The 19,329-nt window shown below is 73.6% G+C and carries 19 protein-coding genes; 8 read left to right on the forward strand and 11 right to left on the reverse strand.

From position 1 onward, the window contains the following. Window positions 1-29 precede the first annotated feature (29 nt). The 7 genes from IE311_RS13660 to IE311_RS13690 all read left to right on the forward strand — a co-directional run bounded on the left by IE311_RS13660 (window position 30) and on the right by IE311_RS13690 (window position 8,441). Complete coding sequence (locus IE311_RS13660) at window positions 30-1,196, forward strand: Gfo/Idh/MocA family protein (RefSeq protein WP_189831908.1); 1,167 nt, start codon at window positions 30-32, stop codon at window positions 1,194-1,196. Next, the gene (locus IE311_RS13665) at window positions 1,193-2,125 is read left to right on the forward strand and encodes a DUF6807 domain-containing protein (protein ID WP_189831909.1); all 933 of its coding nucleotides are present in this window, start codon (window positions 1,193-1,195) and stop codon (window positions 2,123-2,125) included. Before IE311_RS13660 ends, IE311_RS13665 begins: the two co-directional genes overlap by 4 nt. Next, a complete protein-coding gene (locus IE311_RS13670) occupies window positions 2,122-3,720 on the forward strand; it encodes a glycoside hydrolase family 43 protein (protein ID WP_373313846.1) in 1,599 nt (532 codons plus the stop codon). Before IE311_RS13665 ends, IE311_RS13670 begins: the two co-directional genes overlap by 4 nt. 114 nt (window positions 3,721-3,834) lie before the next feature. After that, entirely contained in the window at window positions 3,835-5,175 is a 1,341-nt protein-coding gene (locus tag IE311_RS13675) for an ABC transporter substrate-binding protein (protein ID WP_189831910.1), read from the forward strand. Next, window positions 5,172-5,978, forward strand: coding sequence for a rhamnogalacturonan acetylesterase (locus IE311_RS13680; protein ID WP_189831911.1), 807 nt, complete (start codon window positions 5,172-5,174; stop codon window positions 5,976-5,978). Before IE311_RS13675 ends, IE311_RS13680 begins: the two co-directional genes overlap by 4 nt. After that, window positions 5,975-7,270 (forward strand): pectate lyase family protein, encoded by a 1,296-nt coding sequence (locus tag IE311_RS13685; RefSeq protein WP_189831912.1) that lies wholly within the window; start codon window positions 5,975-5,977, stop codon window positions 7,268-7,270. The genes IE311_RS13680 and IE311_RS13685 overlap by 4 nt, the downstream gene beginning before the upstream one ends. Window positions 7,271-7,301: 31 nt before the next feature. After that, window positions 7,302-8,441 carry a pectinesterase family protein gene (locus tag IE311_RS13690; RefSeq protein ID WP_189831913.1) on the forward strand — a complete coding sequence of 380 codons (1,140 nt, stop codon included), beginning with the start codon at window positions 7,302-7,304 and terminating at the stop codon, window positions 8,439-8,441. A gap of 64 nt (window positions 8,442-8,505) precedes the next feature. Here the strand turns inward: IE311_RS13690 and IE311_RS13695 are convergent, their stop codons facing one another. Together IE311_RS13695 and IE311_RS13700 are read right to left on the reverse strand one after the other, a co-directional pair. Beyond that, window positions 8,506-9,195: a permease prefix domain 1-containing protein gene (locus IE311_RS13695; protein ID WP_189831914.1), complete on the reverse strand. Its 690-nt coding sequence runs from the start codon at window positions 9,193-9,195 to the stop codon at window positions 8,506-8,508. Further along, window positions 9,192-9,533: a PadR family transcriptional regulator gene (locus tag IE311_RS13700; protein ID WP_189831915.1), complete on the reverse strand. Its 342-nt coding sequence runs from the start codon at window positions 9,531-9,533 to the stop codon at window positions 9,192-9,194. The genes IE311_RS13695 and IE311_RS13700 overlap by 4 nt, the downstream gene beginning before the upstream one ends. 85 nt (window positions 9,534-9,618) lie before the next feature. On the opposite strand from IE311_RS13700, the gene IE311_RS13705 reads away from it, so the two are divergent. Continuing rightward, on the forward strand, window positions 9,619-10,098 hold the full coding sequence (locus IE311_RS13705; protein ID WP_189831916.1) for a hypothetical protein: 480 nt from the start codon (window positions 9,619-9,621) through the stop codon (window positions 10,096-10,098). Between the two features lie 160 nt (window positions 10,099-10,258). Here the strand turns inward: IE311_RS13705 and IE311_RS13710 are convergent, their stop codons facing one another. The 9 genes from IE311_RS13710 to IE311_RS13750 all read right to left on the reverse strand — a co-directional run bounded on the left by IE311_RS13710 (window position 10,259) and on the right by IE311_RS13750 (window position 19,237). Then, the gene (locus tag IE311_RS13710; RefSeq protein WP_189831917.1) at window positions 10,259-10,930 is read right to left on the reverse strand and encodes a hypothetical protein; all 672 of its coding nucleotides are present in this window, start codon (window positions 10,928-10,930) and stop codon (window positions 10,259-10,261) included. Beyond that, window positions 10,930-11,469, reverse strand: a complete 540-nt coding sequence (locus IE311_RS13715) for a SigE family RNA polymerase sigma factor (RefSeq protein WP_189831918.1) — start codon at window positions 11,467-11,469, stop codon at window positions 10,930-10,932. Before IE311_RS13715 ends, IE311_RS13710 begins: the two co-directional genes overlap by 1 nt. Continuing rightward, on the reverse strand, window positions 11,450-12,523 hold the full coding sequence (locus IE311_RS13720) for a LacI family DNA-binding transcriptional regulator (protein WP_189831919.1): 1,074 nt from the start codon (window positions 12,521-12,523) through the stop codon (window positions 11,450-11,452). The genes IE311_RS13715 and IE311_RS13720 overlap by 20 nt, the downstream gene beginning before the upstream one ends. A 286-nt stretch (window positions 12,524-12,809) precedes the next feature. Then, window positions 12,810-13,601 carry an ABC transporter permease gene (locus tag IE311_RS13725; protein ID WP_229901903.1) on the reverse strand — a complete coding sequence of 264 codons (792 nt, stop codon included), beginning with the start codon at window positions 13,599-13,601 and terminating at the stop codon, window positions 12,810-12,812. Beyond that, complete coding sequence (locus IE311_RS13730) at window positions 13,598-15,187, reverse strand: ABC transporter permease subunit (RefSeq protein WP_189831920.1); 1,590 nt, start codon at window positions 15,185-15,187, stop codon at window positions 13,598-13,600. The genes IE311_RS13725 and IE311_RS13730 overlap by 4 nt, the downstream gene beginning before the upstream one ends. Further along, on the reverse strand, window positions 15,184-16,137 hold the full coding sequence (locus IE311_RS13735; protein WP_189831921.1) for an ATP-binding cassette domain-containing protein: 954 nt from the start codon (window positions 16,135-16,137) through the stop codon (window positions 15,184-15,186). Before IE311_RS13735 ends, IE311_RS13730 begins: the two co-directional genes overlap by 4 nt. 251 nt (window positions 16,138-16,388) lie before the next feature. After that, window positions 16,389-17,114: a response regulator gene (locus IE311_RS13740; protein ID WP_189831922.1), complete on the reverse strand. Its 726-nt coding sequence runs from the start codon at window positions 17,112-17,114 to the stop codon at window positions 16,389-16,391. 142 nt (window positions 17,115-17,256) lie between these two features. Further along, the gene (locus tag IE311_RS13745) at window positions 17,257-18,504 is read right to left on the reverse strand and encodes a sensor histidine kinase (protein ID WP_229901904.1); all 1,248 of its coding nucleotides are present in this window, start codon (window positions 18,502-18,504) and stop codon (window positions 17,257-17,259) included. Window positions 18,505-18,637: 133 nt separating this feature from the next. Next, entirely contained in the window at window positions 18,638-19,237 is a 600-nt protein-coding gene (locus tag IE311_RS13750; RefSeq protein WP_189831923.1) for a DUF4328 domain-containing protein, read from the reverse strand. Window positions 19,238-19,329 lie beyond the last annotated feature (92 nt).

The following is a 19,329-nucleotide window of genomic DNA, read 5'->3' on the forward strand; positions in this document are numbered from 1 at the left end:
GCAGCGCGGCACGTACGGACAGGGAAGACATGAACACCACACGCACCACCCCGCTCCCGGTCGTCCTCGCCGGCGCCCGGGGCCACGGCCGCAGCCACCTCCTCAACATCCGCCGCCTCGAGGAGCGGGGGCTCGTCCGCCTCGCCGGGGTGTGCGAGCTGCGCCCGCTCGACGCGGGCGAGCTCGACGGCATCGGGGAGCCGGAGCAGTCCGCCGACCTCGAGGCGCTGCTCGCCTCCACCCGCGCCCGGATCGTGGTGCTCAGCACCCCCATCCAGACCCATGCCGACATGGCCCTCGCCGCCGCCCGGCACGGGGCGCACATCCTCCTGGAGAAGCCTCCCGCCCCGTCGTTCGCCGAGTTCCGGAGGATGGCCGACGGGGTCGGGGCGGCCGGGGTGGCCTGCCAGATCGGCTTCCAGTCGCTGGGCTCGCACGCGGTGCCCGCGATCCGGCGGATGATCGAGGAGGGCGCGATCGGCGAACTCCTCGGCGTCGGCGCGGCCGGGGCCTGGGTCCGCGACGAGGCCTACTTCCGGCGCGCCCCCTGGGCGGGACACCGGCGGCTCGGCGGGGTCGACGTCGTCGACGGGGCGCTCACCAACCCCCTCGCCCACGCCGTCGCCACGGCGCTCGCGCTGTCCGGCTCCACCCGCGCCGAGGACGTCGAGCACATCGAGACCGAGCTGCTGCGCGCCCACGCCATCGAGTCCGACGACACCTCCGGGGTACGGGTCGTGACCTCGGCCGGCACCCATGTCACGGTCGCGGCGACGCTCTGCGCCGAGAAGGCCTCGGAGCCGTACGTGATCGTCCACGGCAGCCAGGGCCGGATCACCTTCTGGTACCGGCAGGACCGGGTGCTGGTGCAGCGCGCCGGGCACGGCCCGGTGGAGACCGAGTACGGCCGGACCGACCTGCTGGAGAACCTCGTCTCCCATGTCACGGACGGCGAGCCGCTGTGGGTGCCGCCTGCGGCGACCGGGGCGTTCATGCGGGTCGTCGAGGCGGTGCGGACGGCTCCCGACCCGCGGGAGATCCCGGCCTCGCACTGGCACACCGAGCCCGGCGAGAACGCGCCCCGGCGGGTCGTCGACGGCATCGACGCCCTGGTGGACGCCAGTGCCGACGGACTGAGGCTCTTCTCCGAACTCGGCGCCCCCTGGGCTCCGTCGACCCGGGCGGAGGCCCGATGAACCCCGAGGCCCCGACGGTCCTGCGCTGCGCGGGCCGCTCCGTCGCCCGCTACACCACCCGGCCCGACCTGGCCGCGGACCACTCGCCCCGGCCGTATCTGCACCCGGTCACCACCCTGGCCGGGCGCCCGGTCACCGAGACCGTCCCCGAGGACCACCCGCACCATCTGGGCGCCGGTGTCGCCGTGCCCGACGTCGCGGGCCACAACTTCTGGGGCGGACGCACCTTCGTACGCGATCTCGGTCCGGTCGAGCTCGACAACCACGGGGTGCAGCGGCACGACGGGTTCAAGCTGTGCGACCCGGACGGCTTCGTGGAGGAACTGTCCTGGACGGCGGGCGGGGAACGGCTCCTGCGTGAGCACCGGACGGTGGCGACCACCGCCCTGACCGGCACCGCCTGGGCGCTCGACCTCACGTTCTCCCTCACCAACGTGTCCGGCCGGGACCTGTCGATCGGCAGCCCGGCGACGAACGGCCGGCCGGGCGCCGCGTACGGCGGCTTCTTCTGGCGCGCGCCGAAGGAGGCGACGGCGCCGCTGGTCTTCGGAGCGGGGACCGGCGGCACGGGCGGGGACCTCCGGGGCGCGCACGGCCCGGGCGCGGAAGGCACGACCGGCTCGGGCGGCTCGGGCGGCTCGGGGGTGGACGGCGAGGAGGCGGTGCACGGGGCCCGCGGGGACTGGGTGGCGCTCTCCGGCGAGGGCTGGACCCTGGTGTTCGCGGGGGCGACCGCGCGGACCCGCGAGGACCCCTGGTTCGTCCGGGCCGCCGAGTACCCGGGGGTCGGCTCCTCGCTCGCCCACGAAGGGCGACTGCCGGTGGGCGCCGGGGAGACCCTCGTACGGCGCGTGGTGACCGTCGTCGCCGACGGCCGGCTCGACCGGGACTCCGCCGCGGCCCTGGTCCGGAAGGCGGTGGCGTCGTGAGCGGGCCCGCCGCGGCCGCGGCGACCGGGGCGGGTGCGGCCGCGCCGACCGGTGACCCCGGTGCGCCGACCGGTGACCTGGGTGACGGCACCTACCGCAACCCGGTCCTCGCCGCCGACTGGTCCGACCCCGACGTGGTCCGGGTCGGCGAGGACTACTACCTCACGGCGTCCAGCTTCGGCCGCGCCCCCGGCCTGCCCCTGCTGCACTCCGGGGATCTGGTCAACTGGACCCTGGTCGGCCACGCCCTGGAACGGCTCGAGCCGGCCGCCGCGTTCACCGAACCCCGGCACGACCGCGGGGTGTGGGCGCCCTCGTTCCGGCACCACGACGGACGCTTCTGGATCTTCTGGGGCGACCCCGACCACGGCGTCTTCCAGGTCAACGCCCCCTCCGTGCGCGGCCCGTGGACGACCCCGCACCTGGTGAAGGCGGGCCGGGGCCTGATCGACGCCTGTCCGCTGTGGGACGAGGAGTCGGGCGAGGCGTATCTCGTGCACGGCTGGGCCAGGTCCCGCGCCGGATTCAACAACCGGCTGACCGGACACCGGATGAGCCCGGACGGCACGAAGGTCCTCGACGAGGGCCGGACCCTGGTCGACGCCGACCGGATACCCGGCTGGTTCACCCTGGAGGGCCCGAAGCTCTACCGGCACGACGGCTGGTTCTGGATCCTCGCCCCGGCCGGCGGAGTGGCCACCGGCTGGCAGGGCGCGTTCCGGTCACGGTCGTTCCTCGGCCCGTACGAGGAGCGGATCGTCCTCGCTCAGGGCGACACCGACGTCAACGGCCCCCACCAGGGCGGCTGGGTGCGCACCCAGCGCGGCGAGGACTGGTTCCTGCACTTCCAGCAGTCGGGCGCGCACGGCCGGCTCGTCCATCTCCAGCCGATGCGCTGGGGCGCGGACGGCTGGCCCATGCTCGGTGCCGACGGTGCCCCGGTCCGGGTCCACCGCAAGCCGGACCTGCCGGAGCAGCCGCCCTCGCGGCCCGCGGTGGACGACACCTTTCCCGGCGGGCGGTTCGGCCGTCAGTGGCAGTGGACCGCCAACCCCGCCGAGGGCTGGGCGAGTCAGCACACGGACGACGGTCTGCGGCTCGGCTGTGTGCGGTCGGACCGGCTGGACGACCTCCGCTCGGTGCCGCACGTCCTCACCCAGCGGCTGCCCGCCGGCGCGCTGGCCGTCGAGGTGGGGCTGCGGCTCGACTCGACGGCGCCGGGGGCCCGCGCGGGGCTCGTCGTCCTGGGTGACGCCTACGCGTGGACCGGTCTGGAGCGGGCCCCGGACGGAACCACGCGGCTGGTCCACCGTTTCGCCCCGGGCACCGCCGACCGCGAACGGGACGCGGCGCACGCCCGGCCGGTTTCCGGGGACCGGGTCCTCCTGCGGATCGAGGTCACTGCGGACGCGCGCTGCCGCTTCTCGTACACCACCGACGACACGACTGACGGCCCGGTCCGGCTGGGACCGGAGTTCGCCGCCACGCCCTGGCGCTGGGTCGGCGCGCTGCTCGGTCTGTTCGCCGGGGCGCCGGAGGGCGCGGGACACGCCGGGACGGCCGTGTTCTCCGCGTTCCGTGTCACCGCCGCCTGAGCGGCGTCCCCCCGGGGGCGCTCCTCCGGCGCCCCTCCCCCCAGCTCCCCCACACCTCGTCCCCGTCCCCGCACCACCCCATCCCCGCAACACCCCGAGAGAAGAGAGCCGACGATGACCATCTTCCCCGGCGGGCGGCGCAGAGCCGCCCTCGCCCTCGCCCTGTCCGGTGTCCTCGCCCTGACCGCCACCGCCTGCGGTGACGACGGCAGCGGCGCGGGCGGCGACAAGGGCACCGAGGGATCGGGCAAGGGAAAGATCACCTTCTGGGACAACAACGGCGGTGTCCGCACCGACGTCTGGAAGGAGATCATCGCGGACTTCGAGAAGGCGAACCCCGACATCGACGTCGAGTACGTCGGGATCGCCTCCAAGGAGGTCCAGTCGAAGTACGACACCGCGATCCAGGGCGGTGGCCTGCCGGACGTCGGCGGAGTCGGCGCGGCGATGCTCGCCGGAATCGCCGCGCAGAAAGCGCTGGAGCCCCTCGACGCCCGCGTCGAGGGCAGCTCCCTCAAGGGCAAGCTGAACAACGCCATGATCAGGAGCGTCACGGCGGCGGGCGGCCAGGACAAGCTGTTCACCGTCCCCACCTCCGCCAGCAACGGTGTGCTGTACTACCGCACCGATCTGTTCAAGGCGGCGGGGCTGCAGGAACCCACCACCTGGTCGAAGTTCTACGCGGCGGCCGAGAAGCTGACCGACACCGACAAGAACAGGTTCGGCTACACGATCCGCGGCGGCGCGGGCTCGATCGCACAGGCCCTGGACGCCATGTACGGCCAGAGCGGCATCACCAGCTTCTGGGACGGCGAGAAGACCACCGTCAACGACCCGAAGAACGTGGCGGCCCTGGAGAAGTACGCCGGCCTGTTCAAGAGGACCACCCCGGCCGCCGACGTCAACAACGACTTCACCAAGATGGTCGCCCAGTGGGACAGCGGCGAGATCGGCATGCTGAACCACAACCTGGGCTCCTACCAGGACCATGTGAAGGCGCTCGGCACCGACAAGTTCCGGGGCGTTCCCAACCCGACCCTCGACGACGGCACCCGCGTGCAGGTCTCCAACCCGGTCGACGGTCTCGGACTCTTCTCCTCCAGCAAGAACAAGGCCGCCGCCTGGAAGTTCATCGAGTTCGCGGCCTCGCACGCCTCCAACAGCAAGTGGAACAAGTCGGCCGGGGCCATCCCCGCCAACACGGAGGCCGCCAAGGACCCGTGGCTCCAGGAGGCGGAGCCGACCAAGCTCGGCGCCGAGGTCCTCTTCAGCGGCGAGGCCACCATCGTCGAGCTGCCGTACTACCTGCCGGACTGGAACACCATCTCCAAGGCCGAGAACGAGGCCGGCTTCCAGAAGGTCCTGCTCGGCAAGTCCACCGCCAAGGAGTTCCTCGACCACCTGGCCGAGCAGCTGAACGCGGCGCAGGCCGAGTGGAAGCAGCAGAACCCGTGAGCGTAGGCCGCCGCGCGGTGGTCACGGCCGGGGCGGGCCTCGCGCTCGCCCTGGCCGGGGCTCCCCCGGCCCGTTCCCAAGGACACCCCCGTATGCGCACCCTCTTCATCGCCGGCGACTCCACGGCCGCCCAGAAGTACGCCGACGCCGCGCCCGAGACCGGCTGGGGCATGGCCCTCCCGTTCTTCCTGCACCGGGGCGTGCGGGTCGCCAACCACGCGGTCGACGGGCGCAGCACCAAGAGCTTCCTCGACGAGGGCCGGCTCGACGCCGTCCTGGCGGAGCTCGGCCCCGGCGATCTGCTCCTGATCCAGTTCGGCCACAACGACCAGAAGGTCGCCGACCCGAGCCGGTACACCGAGCCGTGGACCACCTATCAGGACAACCTGCGGGTCTTCGTCGAGGGCGCGCGGTCCCGGGGCGCCCTCCCGGTGCTCGCCACCTCCGTCGAGCGGCGGAGGTTCGACGTCGACGGCACCGCCCTGCGCACCCACGGCGCCTATCCGGCGGCGATGCGGGAGACCGCCCGCGAGTCGGACGTCCCGCTCCTCGACATCGAGGCGCTGTCGCTCGCCCTGTGGCAGCGGCTCGGTCCCGAGGCCACCAAGACGTACTTCAACTGGACCGCGACCGAGCAGGACAACACCCATTTCAACCCGCCCGGGGCGATCGAGGTGGCCCGTCTGGCCGTCTCGGAGCTGCTCGCCACCCATGTCCTCGTACCGCGTGAGACGCGCCGCCTGGACGACTCCGTACCCACCGACCTGATCACCTGGCCCACGTCCGAGGAGAGCCGACCGTGAACCGACGCACACGACTGGGAGTGGTGGCCGCCACCGCCCTCGCCCTGACCGTCACCGCCCCCGCGGCGGGTGCCCACGCCGCTCCGCGCCCCGGCACCGACCCCGCCCGCGCGACCCTGCCGGCCGGTGACGGCTGGGCGTCCGAGGGGACCGGCACCACCGGCGGAGCCGAGGCCGACGCCTCCCGGGTCTTCACCGTCACCACCTGGGAGCAGTTCCGGGAGGCGCTCGCCGTGCCCGGCACCGAGCCCCGGATCGTCAAGGTGGTGGGCACCCTGAACGCCACCGCGGCCGGCTGCGCCGCCTTCGAGGCCCCCGGCTACGACTTCGACCGCTACCTCGCCGACTACGACCCCGCCGTCTGGGGGTACGAGAACGTGGTCAGCGGCCCCCAGGAGGATCTGCGGGCGGCCTCCGCGACCGCCCAGGGCCAGGCCATCAAGGTCAAGGTGCCCGCGAACACCACGGTCGTCGGTGTGGGCAGGCACGCGGGGATCACCGGCGGCAGCCTCCAGGTGCAGGGCGTCGACAACGTCGTGGTCCGCGATCTGACGCTGGAGAGCCCGCTCGACTGCTTCCCGCAGTGGGACCCGACGGACGGCGCGACCGGGGCGTGGAACTCGGAGTACGACAGCCTCGTCGTGTACGGCTCCACCCATGTGTGGATCGACCACAACACCTTCACCGACGGGGCCCACCCGGACAGTTCGCTGCCCTCGTACTACGGGGAGGTCTACCAGCAGCACGACGGCGAGCTGGACGTCGTGCGGGGCGCGGACCTCGTCACGGTCTCGTGGAACGTCTTCACCGACCACGACAAGACCCTGATGATCGGCAACAGCGACAGCGCGGGCGCCACCGACCGGGGGAAGCTGCGGGTCACCCTTCACCACAACCTCTTCGAGAACGTGGTCGAGCGGGCGCCGCGGGTGCGGTTCGGTCAGGTCGACGCGTACAACAACCACTTCGTGGTGGGGAGTTCGGCCTACGCCTACAGCCTCGGTGTCGGACAGGAGTCCCAGCTCCACGCCGAGAAGAACGCGTTCACGCTCGCCGGGGGCGTGCCGACCGGGAAGATCCTCAAGAAGTGGAAGGACGCTCCGGTCACCACCGTGGGCAACTACGTGAACGGCCGACCGGTGGACCTGCTCGCCGTCCACAACACCCAGTTCCCCGAGGAGCTGCTGCGGGCCGACGCGGGCTGGACCCCCGTCCTGCGCACCCGGGTCGACCACCCGAGGGCCGTCCCCGCCCTCGTCGGCCACCACGCGGGCGCCGGCCGCTCCTGCTGAGCCACCAACCCCTTCAGGAGGACTCCGCACCATGCCCCCGCAACCCACCGGCGGCGTCCCGGGACGCCGCTCCCTGCTCCTGGGCGCCGCCGGTGCCGCGCTCGCCGCGCTGACCCTGCCGGCCGCACCCGCCTCGGCCGCTCCTCCCTCCCGCGCCCGCCCCTTCGGACGGTTCGGCACACCCGCGCGGCGGCTCACCGCACGCACGCTGTACGTGCACGCCGGCGGGCTCGGCGACCACACCACGGTCCAGGCAGCGGTCACGGCCGCGAACGGCGCCGGGTGGACCCTGGTGCTCGCCCCCGGCACGTACCGGGAGACGGTCGCCGTCGGTGCCGCCCGTACCGACATGACGTGGATCGGCGCGAGCGGCGACCCCCGGGACGTGGTCGTGGTGTACGCCAACGCCGCCGGTACGCCCCGCCCCGAGGGCGGCACCCACGGCACCACCGGCTCGGCGACGACCACCGTCCAGGCGGCCGGCTTCACCGCCCACGCCGTCACCTTCGCCAATGACTTCCTCCGCACCGACCTCCCCGGAAATCCCGGCACCCAGGCGGTCGCCCTGAAGGCGCAGGGTGACCGGTCCGCCTTCTTCCACTGCCGCTTCCTCGGCCACCAGGACACCCTGTACGCCGACTCCCCGTCCCTGACGGCCTTCGCCCGCCAGTACTTCGCGCACTGCCATGTGGAGGGGGACGTCGACTTCGTCTTCGGCCGGGCCACCGCCGTCTTCGAGCACTGCCACTTCCGTACGCTGCTCCGGCCCGACCTGGCGGCGGCGCCGCACGGCTTCGTCTTCGCCCCGTCCACGGCCCGGGAGAACCCGTACGGGTTCCTCGCCGCACGCTGCCGGGTCACCGGTACGGCCCCGGACGGCCACTACAAGCTGGCCCGGCCCTGGGTGCCCGGCTCGGACCCCACGGCGTGGCCGTCGCTCGTGGTCCGGGACAGTGTCCTCGGTCCGGGGGTCGACGCGGTCGCGCCGTACGCGAACATGCGGGACGCCTCTCCGTGGCAGGAGCAGCGCTTCGCCGAGTACCGCAACTCCGGCCCGGGCGCCCGGATCACCGTCCCGGAGAACCGTCCGCAACTCGGTTCCGACGCGGCCGTGTCCGCGACCCGGCAGGCATATCTCGGCGACTGGATCCCACGCCCGCCCTGCCCCTGACACCTGCCCCCGCCCCCTGACCCACGGAGGTGCGCCGACCCACGGCCGAGCGTCGCGGCGGGCGTCAGCCGAGGCCCGGTGTCCCGGGCACCGGCAGGCGCGCGCAGCGGCGGCAGGCGCGGGCGGCGCCGGCCACCGCGGCGTGGGAGACGGCCGCGAGCACGCCGGCGCAGGCGAGCAGGGGCCAGTTCGTCGCGAGGGCGGCGGCGGTGGCGAGCGCGAGGGAGGTGACCGCCATGGCAATGCCGGCGGTGGTTCCGGTCCAGGCGACCACGAGCGGCAGCCGGTGCACGGTCGGCAGCCGACGGGCGAGGGTGCCGGTGGCGGCGAGCGCCGCGGCGGCGAGCAGCGTGGCGACGATCGCGACACCGGCCGCGTGCACCGCCAGGAGTTGGGCGGTACGGGGGACAAGCCCGGCGCTGTCGTCGCCGGAGGTCCCCGCCAGATACCGGCAGGCGATCAGGAAGGGGGCGGTGAGCGCGACGGCCTTCGCGGTGTGCCGGGCCTGGGCGACGGTCAGTTCGCGCTGGCAGCCCGGCACCAGTTCCGCCACGGTGCCGAACTCCCGCACCGCCTCGCGGACCGCGTGGTCGAGGGACAGGCCCCGGTCGGGCCGGGCCTCGACGGTGTCCGCGAGTCCGCCGCGGATCTCCTCGACCAGCCGGGCCTTGGCGCGTGGCGGTCCGTGCAGGGCGGCCGTCAGCTCGGCGACGTACGCGTCGACGGGATCGGTCTCCCGGCCGTCGGCGCTCATGCGGTGAGCCCCGGTGCGGGGCCGGGGTTCAGCACCGAGCCGATCGCGGCGGTGAACTCCCGCCATGCCGTGCGTTCGCCGGCCAGGGTCCGCCGGCCCGCGTCGGTCAGCTCGTAGCACCTCCGGCGCCGTTCGCCGGAGGACTGCCAGCTGCTGCTCAGCAGGCCTGTCCGCTCCAGCCGGTTCAGCGCCGGATAGATGGTCCCCGTGCGCAGTTCGAGCACGCCTCCACTGCGCTGCTGCACCGCGGCGATGATCGCGTAGCCGTGCAGCGGGCCGGGTTCCAGCACCGCCAGCAGCAGTCCGTCCAGGTGCCCTCGCACCGCATCCGCCTTCATGGGTAGGCAGCCTACCCAAAAGATCGGTAGGCAGTGTATGTATTGGCAGCCAATATATTGAGCGTCGACCCGGAGGCCCACGCCCATGACCAAGCTGCTGTTGTCCGTCCACGTCCTCGTGGCGATCCTCACGGTCGGGTCGATCACCGTGGCCGCGTCGATGTTTCCTCGCCACGCGTTGCGGGCCTTCGGCGGCGAGCGGCCGGAGGGCCGCCCCGAGGGGATCGGGACGGCCGTGCTCCTGCACCGGATCTGCTGCGGCTACGCCCTCGCCGGGGTCGCCGTGCCGGTCTTCGGAATCGCCACCGGCGCCCAGCTGGGCGTACTGACCGATGCCTGGCTGATCGTGTCGCTCGTGCTGACCACGATCGCCGCGGCTCTGCTCGGCCTCGCGGTGCTGCCCGGCCAGCGACGTCTGCTCGCCCTGGCCGAGGACGCGGCCGGCGAGGAGGAGGCGCGGCCCGTGGCGGCCCGTCTGACGATGCTCACCGGGGTCTTCAACGTCCTCTGGGCGGTCGTCGTCGTCCTGATGATCGTCCGCCCCGGCTCCACGACGAGCGCGTGAGGGCCGACGCCGAGCCCCCGGAGGCGCCCCCCACCGACCTTGGTCCCTCCGGCCCTTACCCCTCAGGCCCTGGCCCTCAGGCCCTGGCCCTCAGGCCCGGACCCCTCCTCGCCGGCCCTCCGCGCGCGCCGGTCGCTCCGTGCCGCCGCCTCCGCGGCGGTCACTTCGCGGGGGTCTCCCCGAAGCTCCCGCCGAGCGTCGACCGGCCGCCGTCGGCGCCCGTCAGGACCACGGTGTACGAGTCCGCCGAGGCGTCCCGTACCCCTTCGGCGTGGTTGTACTGGCCCGCGAAGACGTGGGGGCCCGGCGGCACCGTACGGCCCGGCTTGAGGGTCCATCGGTAGACCAGGGCCCGGCCCTCCGGGGTCACCGTCACCGTGAAGTCCTCGGCGGGGCGGGTGCGCCAGTGGCCGGTGCTCACGACGCCGGGGGTGCGGACGATCCGCAGTTCCACGGTGAGCCCGGTGACGGGCTCGTCGGTCGTCAGGGCGAGATCGCTCTGCGCCCACCAGCGGTTGCTGCCGGGGTCGAGGGTGCCGGTCGCGCGCGCCCCCGGGCCGGGCGCGGGCAGGGTGGCGGCGGGACCGGCGGGCCGGTCGTTCAGGGTGGTCGCCGCGAGACCGCCGAGCCCGACGACACCGGCGACGGCCGCCGTCACGGCCACGACCGCCGTCCAGCGGCGGCCGGTCCGCAGAAGCGCGGGCCGGGGCGGGCGCGTCGCCGGGGCGGGCGCGGCGAGGCCGCGTTCCACCCGGGCGAGGATGCGGGCGTGGTCGGGCCGGTGCGCGAGCGCCGCGTCCCGCAGCTCACGACGGAGCCGTGTCTCGTCCATCAGCGCCTTCCCGCGGCGAGTTCGGTGGCGGCCCGGGGGCCGAGCAGCCGCTGGAGTTCGGCCATGCCCTTCGCCGTCTGGCTCTTGACCGTACCGACCGAGACCCCGAGCGCGAGGGCGGTGTCCCGTTCGGAGAGGTCGAAGGCGTGCCGGAGCACGACGCAGGCGCGCTTGCGGAAGGGCAGGGCGCGCAGCGCCGTCCGCACGTCGACGACGGCGGGGACGTCCGGGTCCTCCGTGTGGTCGGGGCGCCGGTCCCAGAAGGCGGCGATACGGCGCCGTTCGCGCACGGTGCCGCGGATCCGGGAGCGGACGAGGTTGGCGACGACACCCCGGGCGTAGGCGGCGGGGTGGTCGGCGGCGCGGACCCGGTCCCAGCGGTGCCACAGCGCGAGCATGGCGTCGGCGGCGAGGTCGTCGGCGGCGTCCGTCTCTCCGGTCAGCAGGTGGGCGAGACGGGCGAGTTCGGCGTAGTGGCGCTCGAAGAACGCCCGGAACTCCGTCGCGCTGTCGTCGGCTTCAGCGTCCGCCGTGACCACGACGGTCCTCCGTCGGCACGTCGGGGGACGCGGGGGCGGCCACCGGTCCCGTACTGGCGCGGGGGGTCAGCCGGGGCGCGATGAGCTCCGTGCCTCGGGGCTCCTCCCCGGCGAGCCGTCCGACGAGGCGTTCGACCGCCAGCCGGCCCATCTCCTGCGCGGGGACGGAGACCGCGGTGAGCGGTACGGAGGCATGGACGGCGACCTGGTCGGGGCAGATGGCGACGACGGAGACGTCCTCGGGCACGGCGCGGCCCTGGTGGCGCAGCAGGGCGAGCAGCGGTTCGACGGCGGCCTCGTTCTGGACGACGAGGGCCGTGGTGCCGGGGCGCTCCTCGAAGACGCGGGTGACGGCGGCGGCGACGGCCGCGTAGGTGCCGTCGACAGGACGGTGGAGCAGACCGACGCCGTGGCGGTCAGCGGCGGCCCGCAGCCCGGTGAGGGTGCGGGCGGCGAAGCCGGTGCCCCGCTCGTAGACCGCGGGGGGTTCGCCGAGGACGGCGACCCGGGTGTGGCCCAGTTCCGCGAGGTGCTCGACGCAGCGGGCTCCGGCGGCCTCGAAGTCGAGGTCGACGCAGTCGAGTCCGTCGGTGCCGGCGTCGACGGTCTCGGTGGGAAGTCCGATGAGGACGGCGGGCCGTTCGGCCTCCCTGAGCCACGGGAGGCGCGGGTCGTCGAGTCCGACGTCCATGACGATCATCGCGTCGGCGATGGCGCTGCCCTCGACGCGGCGGACGGCCTCGGGGCCCTCCTCGCCGGTGAGCAGCAGCACGTCGTAGCCGTGGGAGCGGGCCGTGGTGGTGACGGCCATCGCGATCTCCATCATGACCGGCACGTAGAGGCCGGTGCGGAGCGGCATCATCAGGGCGAGGATGTCGGTGCGGCTGCTGGCGAGCGCGCGGGCGCCGGCGTGCGGCCGGTAGCCGAGGGTGTCGATGCTGTGCTGGATCCGCTCGCGGGTGGGGGCGGATATGGAGCGTTTGCCGCTGAGCACGTAGCTGACCGTGCTGGCCGACACCCCGGCATGGCGGGCGACATCGGCGAGGGTGACCACGTGCGCGCTCCTCGGCAGTTCCCGGTGTTCCGGGCGAACGGCGCCCGTCGATGATTCGGACCCCGACCCTAAGCGGCCGCTCGGCGGCCTGTCCAGGCGAGCCGCGAAGAGTCCAAGGCTCCGACGGCCGGGCGGGGTTGTGCGCGGGCGTTCCGCGCGGTGGGGTGAACACCGTACGACAAGCGCTTTTCGTGTTGCTCCGAGCCCCACCGCGGCCTCGATCTCCCCTCCCCCTCTCCCTCCCCTCTCCCTCCGCGTCGACCAGTCGGGTCCTCCGCCCCGCCCTTCACACGTCGCGCGACCGCAGCAGTCCGCCACCGGCGACCAGCGCGCCGGTGGCCCAGAGCGCCAGGACACCCAGACCCTGCCAGGGACCGAGGGGCAGCTCGTCGACACCGACGGTCGCCTGGACCGTGAGGCCGGCCGTCATCGGGGCGATCTGCTGGAGGTGGCGCTGCCAGTCCGGGTCGCCGACCACCTGGGCGACGATCGGGAGGACGAAGAGCAGGGCCAGGACGATGCCGACGGCGGTCGCCGAGTTCCGGACGATCAGCGCGACGCCCAGACTCAGCAGACCGATCAGGACCAGATAGAGCACGGAGCCCACCGCGGCCCGCAGCGTCGCCCCGTCGGCGAGGGACAGGGGCTCGAAACCGTGCGCCTCCGTGAAGCCCCTGCCGGGCAGCACGCGCCCTCCCGCCAGCAGGGACCCGAGCACGGAGACGGTGCCCGCGACGATCAGCACGACGGTGAGGGCGGTCGCCTTCGAGCAGAGCACGGTCAGCCGGCGGGGCAGCGCCGTGAGCGTGCTCCGCATCATGCCCGTGCCGTATTCGCCGCCCACCATGAGGACCCCCACGATCGCGACGACGACCTGCCCGACCAGCACCCCGGTGAGGCTGAGCCGGATCGCGTCCTCTCCACAGCCCGGGGCGTCGCACCGGGAGGTCACGGCCACCGCCGCGCCGACCGCCACGGTCGACACCACGACACCGAGCATCAGACCGAGAGTGACCGCCTCCGTCCTCAGCTTCGTCCACTCGGCACGCACCGCGTTCTTCATGCTTCTCGGCTTCATACGTCCCTCCTGCGCAGAAGGACCACCGCGGCGCCGAAGGCCAGGGCCGTGTAGGCACACAGGACGGCGAAGCCCTCCCACGGCGCCAGGGGGTGGTAGCCGGTCGCGGGTGAGTAGACGCTGACGACCTGGTCGTACCGTTCGACGCTCTGCTGGAGGGCGAACCCGGCGGCCGGAGTCACCTTCAGCAGCCAGTCGGAGGCCCCCTCGGGCAGAACGGCCGCGGTGGCCAGGAGATAGGGCAGCACCATGCCGACGACGACCGCGGTGATCGCCACGGCGCTGCGTCGCAGGACGGTTCCCAGGGCGAGCGCCAGCACGCTCGCGGTGGCGAGCAGCAGCCCCGTGCCGACCACGACGCGCAGCTCGGTCGCCGTCGGCACCGTCAGCACGGGGAAGCCGTTCGCCGCCGAGCGCGCCCCTCCGAAGGGGACCATGACGGCCGCCGAGGCGAGGCCGGCGGCGAACGCGACGGAGCCCATCACCAGTGCCTTCGCCACCAGGACGCGGCTCCTGCCCGGGCCGGCCGCGAGGGTGACCGCGATCAGCCCGCGCCGGTACTCGGCGGTGATGCAGCTCGTGGCCACGACGACCAGCATGATCAGGCCGGCGAACGCGCCGACGAGGAAGTTCTCGACGGTTCGCACCCCGCTCGCGGCGGGGCCGCCCACCACCGGCGCGATGTCCCCCGCCCCGGTGAGCGTGAAACCGCCGCCCGACGCGACGGCCTGGCTGCCCGTCGAGCGCGTGTAGCTGCCCGAGGTGCCCGCGTCGCGGCCCACCTGACCGGTCAGCCAGGGGCCGCCGCTCCAACCGCCTTCCAGGGAGACCGTGTCGAAGGTGCCGGTGGCCACGGCCGGGCTGAATCCGGTCCCGGTGCCCGTCGACTCCGCGACCGACGGCGAGGTCACGAACAAGCCGACCTGCGGCGTCCGCGACAGCCCGGGAAGGCGCGCGGTGCCCACCTCGGTCCAGCGGTCACCGTCCAGGGACTGGTACCCCGTGATCACATCGCCGGAACGCTTCAGCCGCAGCAGGCGCGGGGACTCCGGCGAGACCTCGCCCGGAAGTCCGGCCGTGTCGTGGGTGAAGTCGTACTGCATGCGCACGCCGTGAGCGCCGGTGACCATCACGGAGGCGTACGGCGAGCCCTGTTCGAGGCTGTCCTTCACGATGATTCCGGCCTTGGCCCAGGGTGCGAGGGCGCTCCTCCCGTCGTTCCCGCCCTTCGGACTCGCCCCTCCCCCGTCCTCGCCCTCGCCCTCGCCCTCGCCGGTCAGCGAGGACACGGAGACCGTGAGGGTGCCGTCGCCCGCCAGGGGCTGATGGACGAAGGTGAAGCTGTCGTTGACCGCCTCGCCGCCCGGCCCCACGGGCAGCGCGCCTGGGGCGTCCCCGCCCCGCTCGTGGACGGCGGCGGTGGCCAGCAGGCCGACCAGACAGATGACCAGGGCCGAGCCGATCGTGGTCAGCACCCAGGCGCGCACCGTCCGGAACTTCGTCCACTCCGCGTGCAGCAGCCGTCCGAAGCCGCCCCGCGCCGGCCGCGTGCCCCGGTGGGGTGCCCGGTCGAGGGTGGTGGTCATCGTCCGGCCTCCTCGGTCGCGACGCCGCGGTACTGCACGGCGTCCCTGGTGAGTTCCATGTACGCCTCCTCCAGTGAGGCGCGGTGGGCCGACACCTCGGAGAACGGCACCGCGTGGGCGCCGAGCACCGCCACCACGTCCTCCGTGTCCAGGCCCGCGACGCCGATCGTGTCGCTTCCCGTGGAACTCACCGTGGCACCCGCCCGGGCCAACACGTTCATCGCCTCCGCGGTCGCGGAGGTCCGCAGGCTCACCCGCCCGCGCGACACCGACGCCAGCAGCTCGCGCACACTGGTGTCGGCGACGACCCGACCCCGTCCGACCACCACCACATGGTGGGCGGAGTCCTGCAGTTCACTCATCAGATGGCTCGACACCAGGACGGCACGGCCCTGCTCCACGAACGAGGCGAGGAAGGCGCGCATCCACTGGAACCCCTCGGGGTCGAGGCCGTTGAACGGCTCGTCGAGCATGAGGACCGGTGGGTCGCCGAGCAGGGCCGCGGCGATCCCCAGGCGCTGCCGCATCCCCAGCGAGAAGGAACCCGCCTTGCGCCGGGCCACGTCCTGCAGGCCGACGCGCCGGATCACCGCGTCGACCTCGCGGGCGCCGAGCCCCTGCGAGTGCGCCAACCACAGCAGATGGTGACGGGCGGACCGGCTCGGCTGCAGGGCCGAGGCGTCGAGCAGTGCCCCGATGTGCTTCAGCGGGGTGCGCAGGCTCCGGTACGGGACCCCGCCGACCAGCGCCTCCCCCCGGTCCGGCCGGTCAAGGCCGAGGATCACCCGCATCGTGGTGGACTTCCCCGCGCCGTTCGGACCGACGAAACCCGTCACCTGCCCGGGCCTGACGTCGAACGTCATCCCGTCCAGCGCCCGGGTGCTCCCGAAGCGCTTGCCCACGTCCCTGACCTCGATCGTCGCCCGTGATCCATCGATCGTTCTCTCCATGCGAGCAGGCTAGGGAGACGGACGGGTGCGCGTCGTCACGGTGGGGAGCGAACTTCCCCGGCCCTCCCACGGGGGACGCGCCGGGCGCCCGTCCCCCGTGGCGGGGACGGCGAACGCCGAGGCCGTTTCCGCTCGACGGTCGCCGGTCGCCGGTCGGTCAGCCATGGGTTCACGCCTTCCCGGCGGATCGCGTGCAACGGTGGCCGCGCATTCAGGGAACTCGCCCGGACCACTGTCTTCGGCGACACGCTTCAGACGGTTCCCCGGCCGCGGCCCTGGTCCAGGGTCCGGGAACCGGGGACGACGAGTCCGTTCTCGTACGCGGCGATGACGGCCTGGGTACGGTCGCGCAGCTCGAGTTTCGTCAGGATGCGGCTGACGTGCGTCTTGACCGTCTCCTCGCCGACGCGGAGGCGGTCGGCGACCTCCGGGTTGGACAGCCCTTCGGCGACGAGCAGCAGTACCTCGGTCTCCCGCGCCGTGAGCGAGGCGAGTCCGGGCGTCGGCGCGACGCGGGCCTTGGCGGGCATCGTGGCGAACGTGCCGATCAGCCGGCGGGTGATGCCGGGAGCGAGCAGCGCGTCCCCGGCGGCGACGACCCGCACGGCGTCGAAGAGCCGTTCCGCGGTGACCTCTTTGAGGAGGAAGCCGCTGGCGCCGGCGCGCAAGGCGTCATAGACGTACTCGTCGAGGTCGAACGTCGTGATGACGAGCACCCGCGGACCGGCCGATTCCGTGGGGGCGGCGGCGACGAGCCGTCTCGTGGCCTCGATGCCGTCCATCTCCGGCATCCGGACGTCCATGAGGACGACGTCCGGGGACACTTCGGCGCAGACCCGGACGGCCTCGGCTCCGGTCGCCGCGGTCCGGACGACGGTGAAGTCCGGCCGGCTGTCCAGCAGGGCGGCGAATCCGGAACGCACGACCAGGTGGTCGTCGGCGATGACCACGCGGATCGGTGACGGCGGAGTGCTCATGCGGGTGTCTCCCGGCGGTGTGGTGGTCGTGCGGTGTGGGCAGGCGGTGTGGTCGTACGGCCCGATCCGGCGCAACGCCCCGGCCGTCCGCTCCGGCGGTCCGTTCCGGCGGAAGGCTCGGGCGGTCTCGGCGACCGGGCCCTCATGAGGTGGCCTCCACCGGGGTGGGGAGGCGGGCCTCGACGACGAATCCGCCCCGGCCGGCGGGGCCGACGTGGAGCTCTCCCCCGATCGCCGCGACACGTTCCCGCATACCGAGCAGTCCGTGGCCGCCGTCGATCGGCGCGGGCAGCGGCGGACCGGGCCCGTTGTCCCGTATCCGCAGGCGCAGGGCGTCCTCGCCGTAGATCAGTTCCACGTCGACGGGGGCGCCGGCCGCGTGCTTGCGGGCGTTGGTGAGGGATTCCTGGACGATGCGGTAGGCGGCGAGTTCGACACCGGGGTCCAGGTGCCGTTGCGGGCCGCTCAGGATCAGCCGGATCAACGAACCCGATGCCTGACGGGCCTCGTCGAGCAGTTCGTGGAGCCGGCTCAGGTCGGGCTGCGGCCGCCGGTCACCACCGGCGACCGGCTCGGTGTCCTCGCGGAGCACGCCGAGCAGCCGTCGCATCTCCAGGAGGGCGCCGCGTGCGGTGTCGCCGATGCCCCGGAGCCGTTCGGCGCCCTCGGGGGGCATACCGGCCGTGGCCACCCGGGCCGTCTCGGCCTGTACGGCGATCATGGAGACGTGGTGGCCGACCACGTCGTGGAGTTCGCGGACGATCCGGGCGCGCTCTCCCCGTGCGGCGTTCTCCCATCGGGTGTCGGCGACGATCTCCTGCACGGCGGTGTGCCGGCGGTCCTGTTCGGCCAGGCGACCCGCGAGGCCGGCGAAGGCCGCCGCCGGGGCGAGCACCGCGAGCAGTACCGCACGGATCCGGTAGTCGGTGTCCCCGGCCCCCGCCACGAGGGCGACGACGAGGAGCGGGACACCGCACAGCAGGCCCGGAAGAACTGCTCCGCGGCGGCCGAGCCGGTACTGGACGATCAGTTGGGCGGCGAAGCCCGCCAGGGTCACCGTCTCGAAGACGGTGAGTGAGCCGATGCTCGCCGCGGTGACGGTGAGGCCGGCGGGCACGGGCCGCAGGAAGGCCAGGGGCACGGCGGTCGACAGACACAGCAGACCGACCACCATCGCGAACTGCACGGCTCCGGAGCTCCCGCTCCGGGATGTCGCCGTTTCGGCGAACATCCGTGGGATCGACCCGTGGAGGACGACGAGTTCGGTGAGCGACTCCACGACCGCGAACAGCCCCAGGAACAGGCCGAGTACGGGCCCGGCGTACGGAGGCGGTGCACCGCCCCGCCGCGATCCGGTCCAGCCGTCGCTCCAGGCTCTCGCTCGGTCCACGGTCGTCATCCTGTCATCCGGCTCCCGCGGAGCCGTCCCCCGCGACGGCGATCATGCCGTCCCCCGCTCGGGGGACGGCCTCGTCCCCAGTCCCCCCCGGGGCGGCGTCGTCCCCCGTGCGGCGCGCCGGGGCTCAGGTCATGTTGAAGTACGGCAGGGGGCCGGCGGGCTGGCGGGCGGTGACGCGGCGGACGACCGCGATCGCGAGAACCGCGCAGAGGATGTTGAGGCTCTCGTCGACCGGGTTGCGGTAGTCGGTCTGGTCGAGGACGAAGAGGTGGAAGGCGACCGAGAGCGGTCCGTCGAGGAGCCACACCAGCCACCAGGCGTTGATCAGCAAGGCGTCGCGGGGCGGGCCGCCCGCCCGGTGGATGTCGAGGGTGATGCGGCGCGGCAGCCACCACATGGCGAGGGGGATGGCCCAGGCGCCGATGGCGAAGCCCGCGGCGTACTTGTGGCTGCCCGGAGCGAGGACCTCCGCGTTGCAGCGGACCCGGAAGAACCAGAAGAGGAACGCGACCCAGCACGACACCTGGAGCACGGCCGGGAACGGGACCATGTCCTCGGCGAGCCAGGGCGAGTCCTTGCCGCCGGTCGCGATGATGTAGACGTCGGTGAGCGCGGTGGTCGCGATCAGCGACTGGACCACGAGGGCCGGTTCGACCGGGTTGCGGAATCTGTAGCGGGGCCCTCGCACGGCGGCCGGTCCGACGGGCGTGTTGTACGCGTCCATGAGATATTCCCCCCGGAATACGGTGCTGCCGCCGCGATGTGTCACGGCGGCGATGATCACCGGCATCGTAGGTGCGTCCCGGCGGGGCGGCC

Source organism: Streptomyces zaomyceticus (assembly GCF_014656215.1).
GTDB lineage: Bacteria > Actinomycetota > Actinomycetes > Streptomycetales > Streptomycetaceae > Streptomyces > Streptomyces zaomyceticus.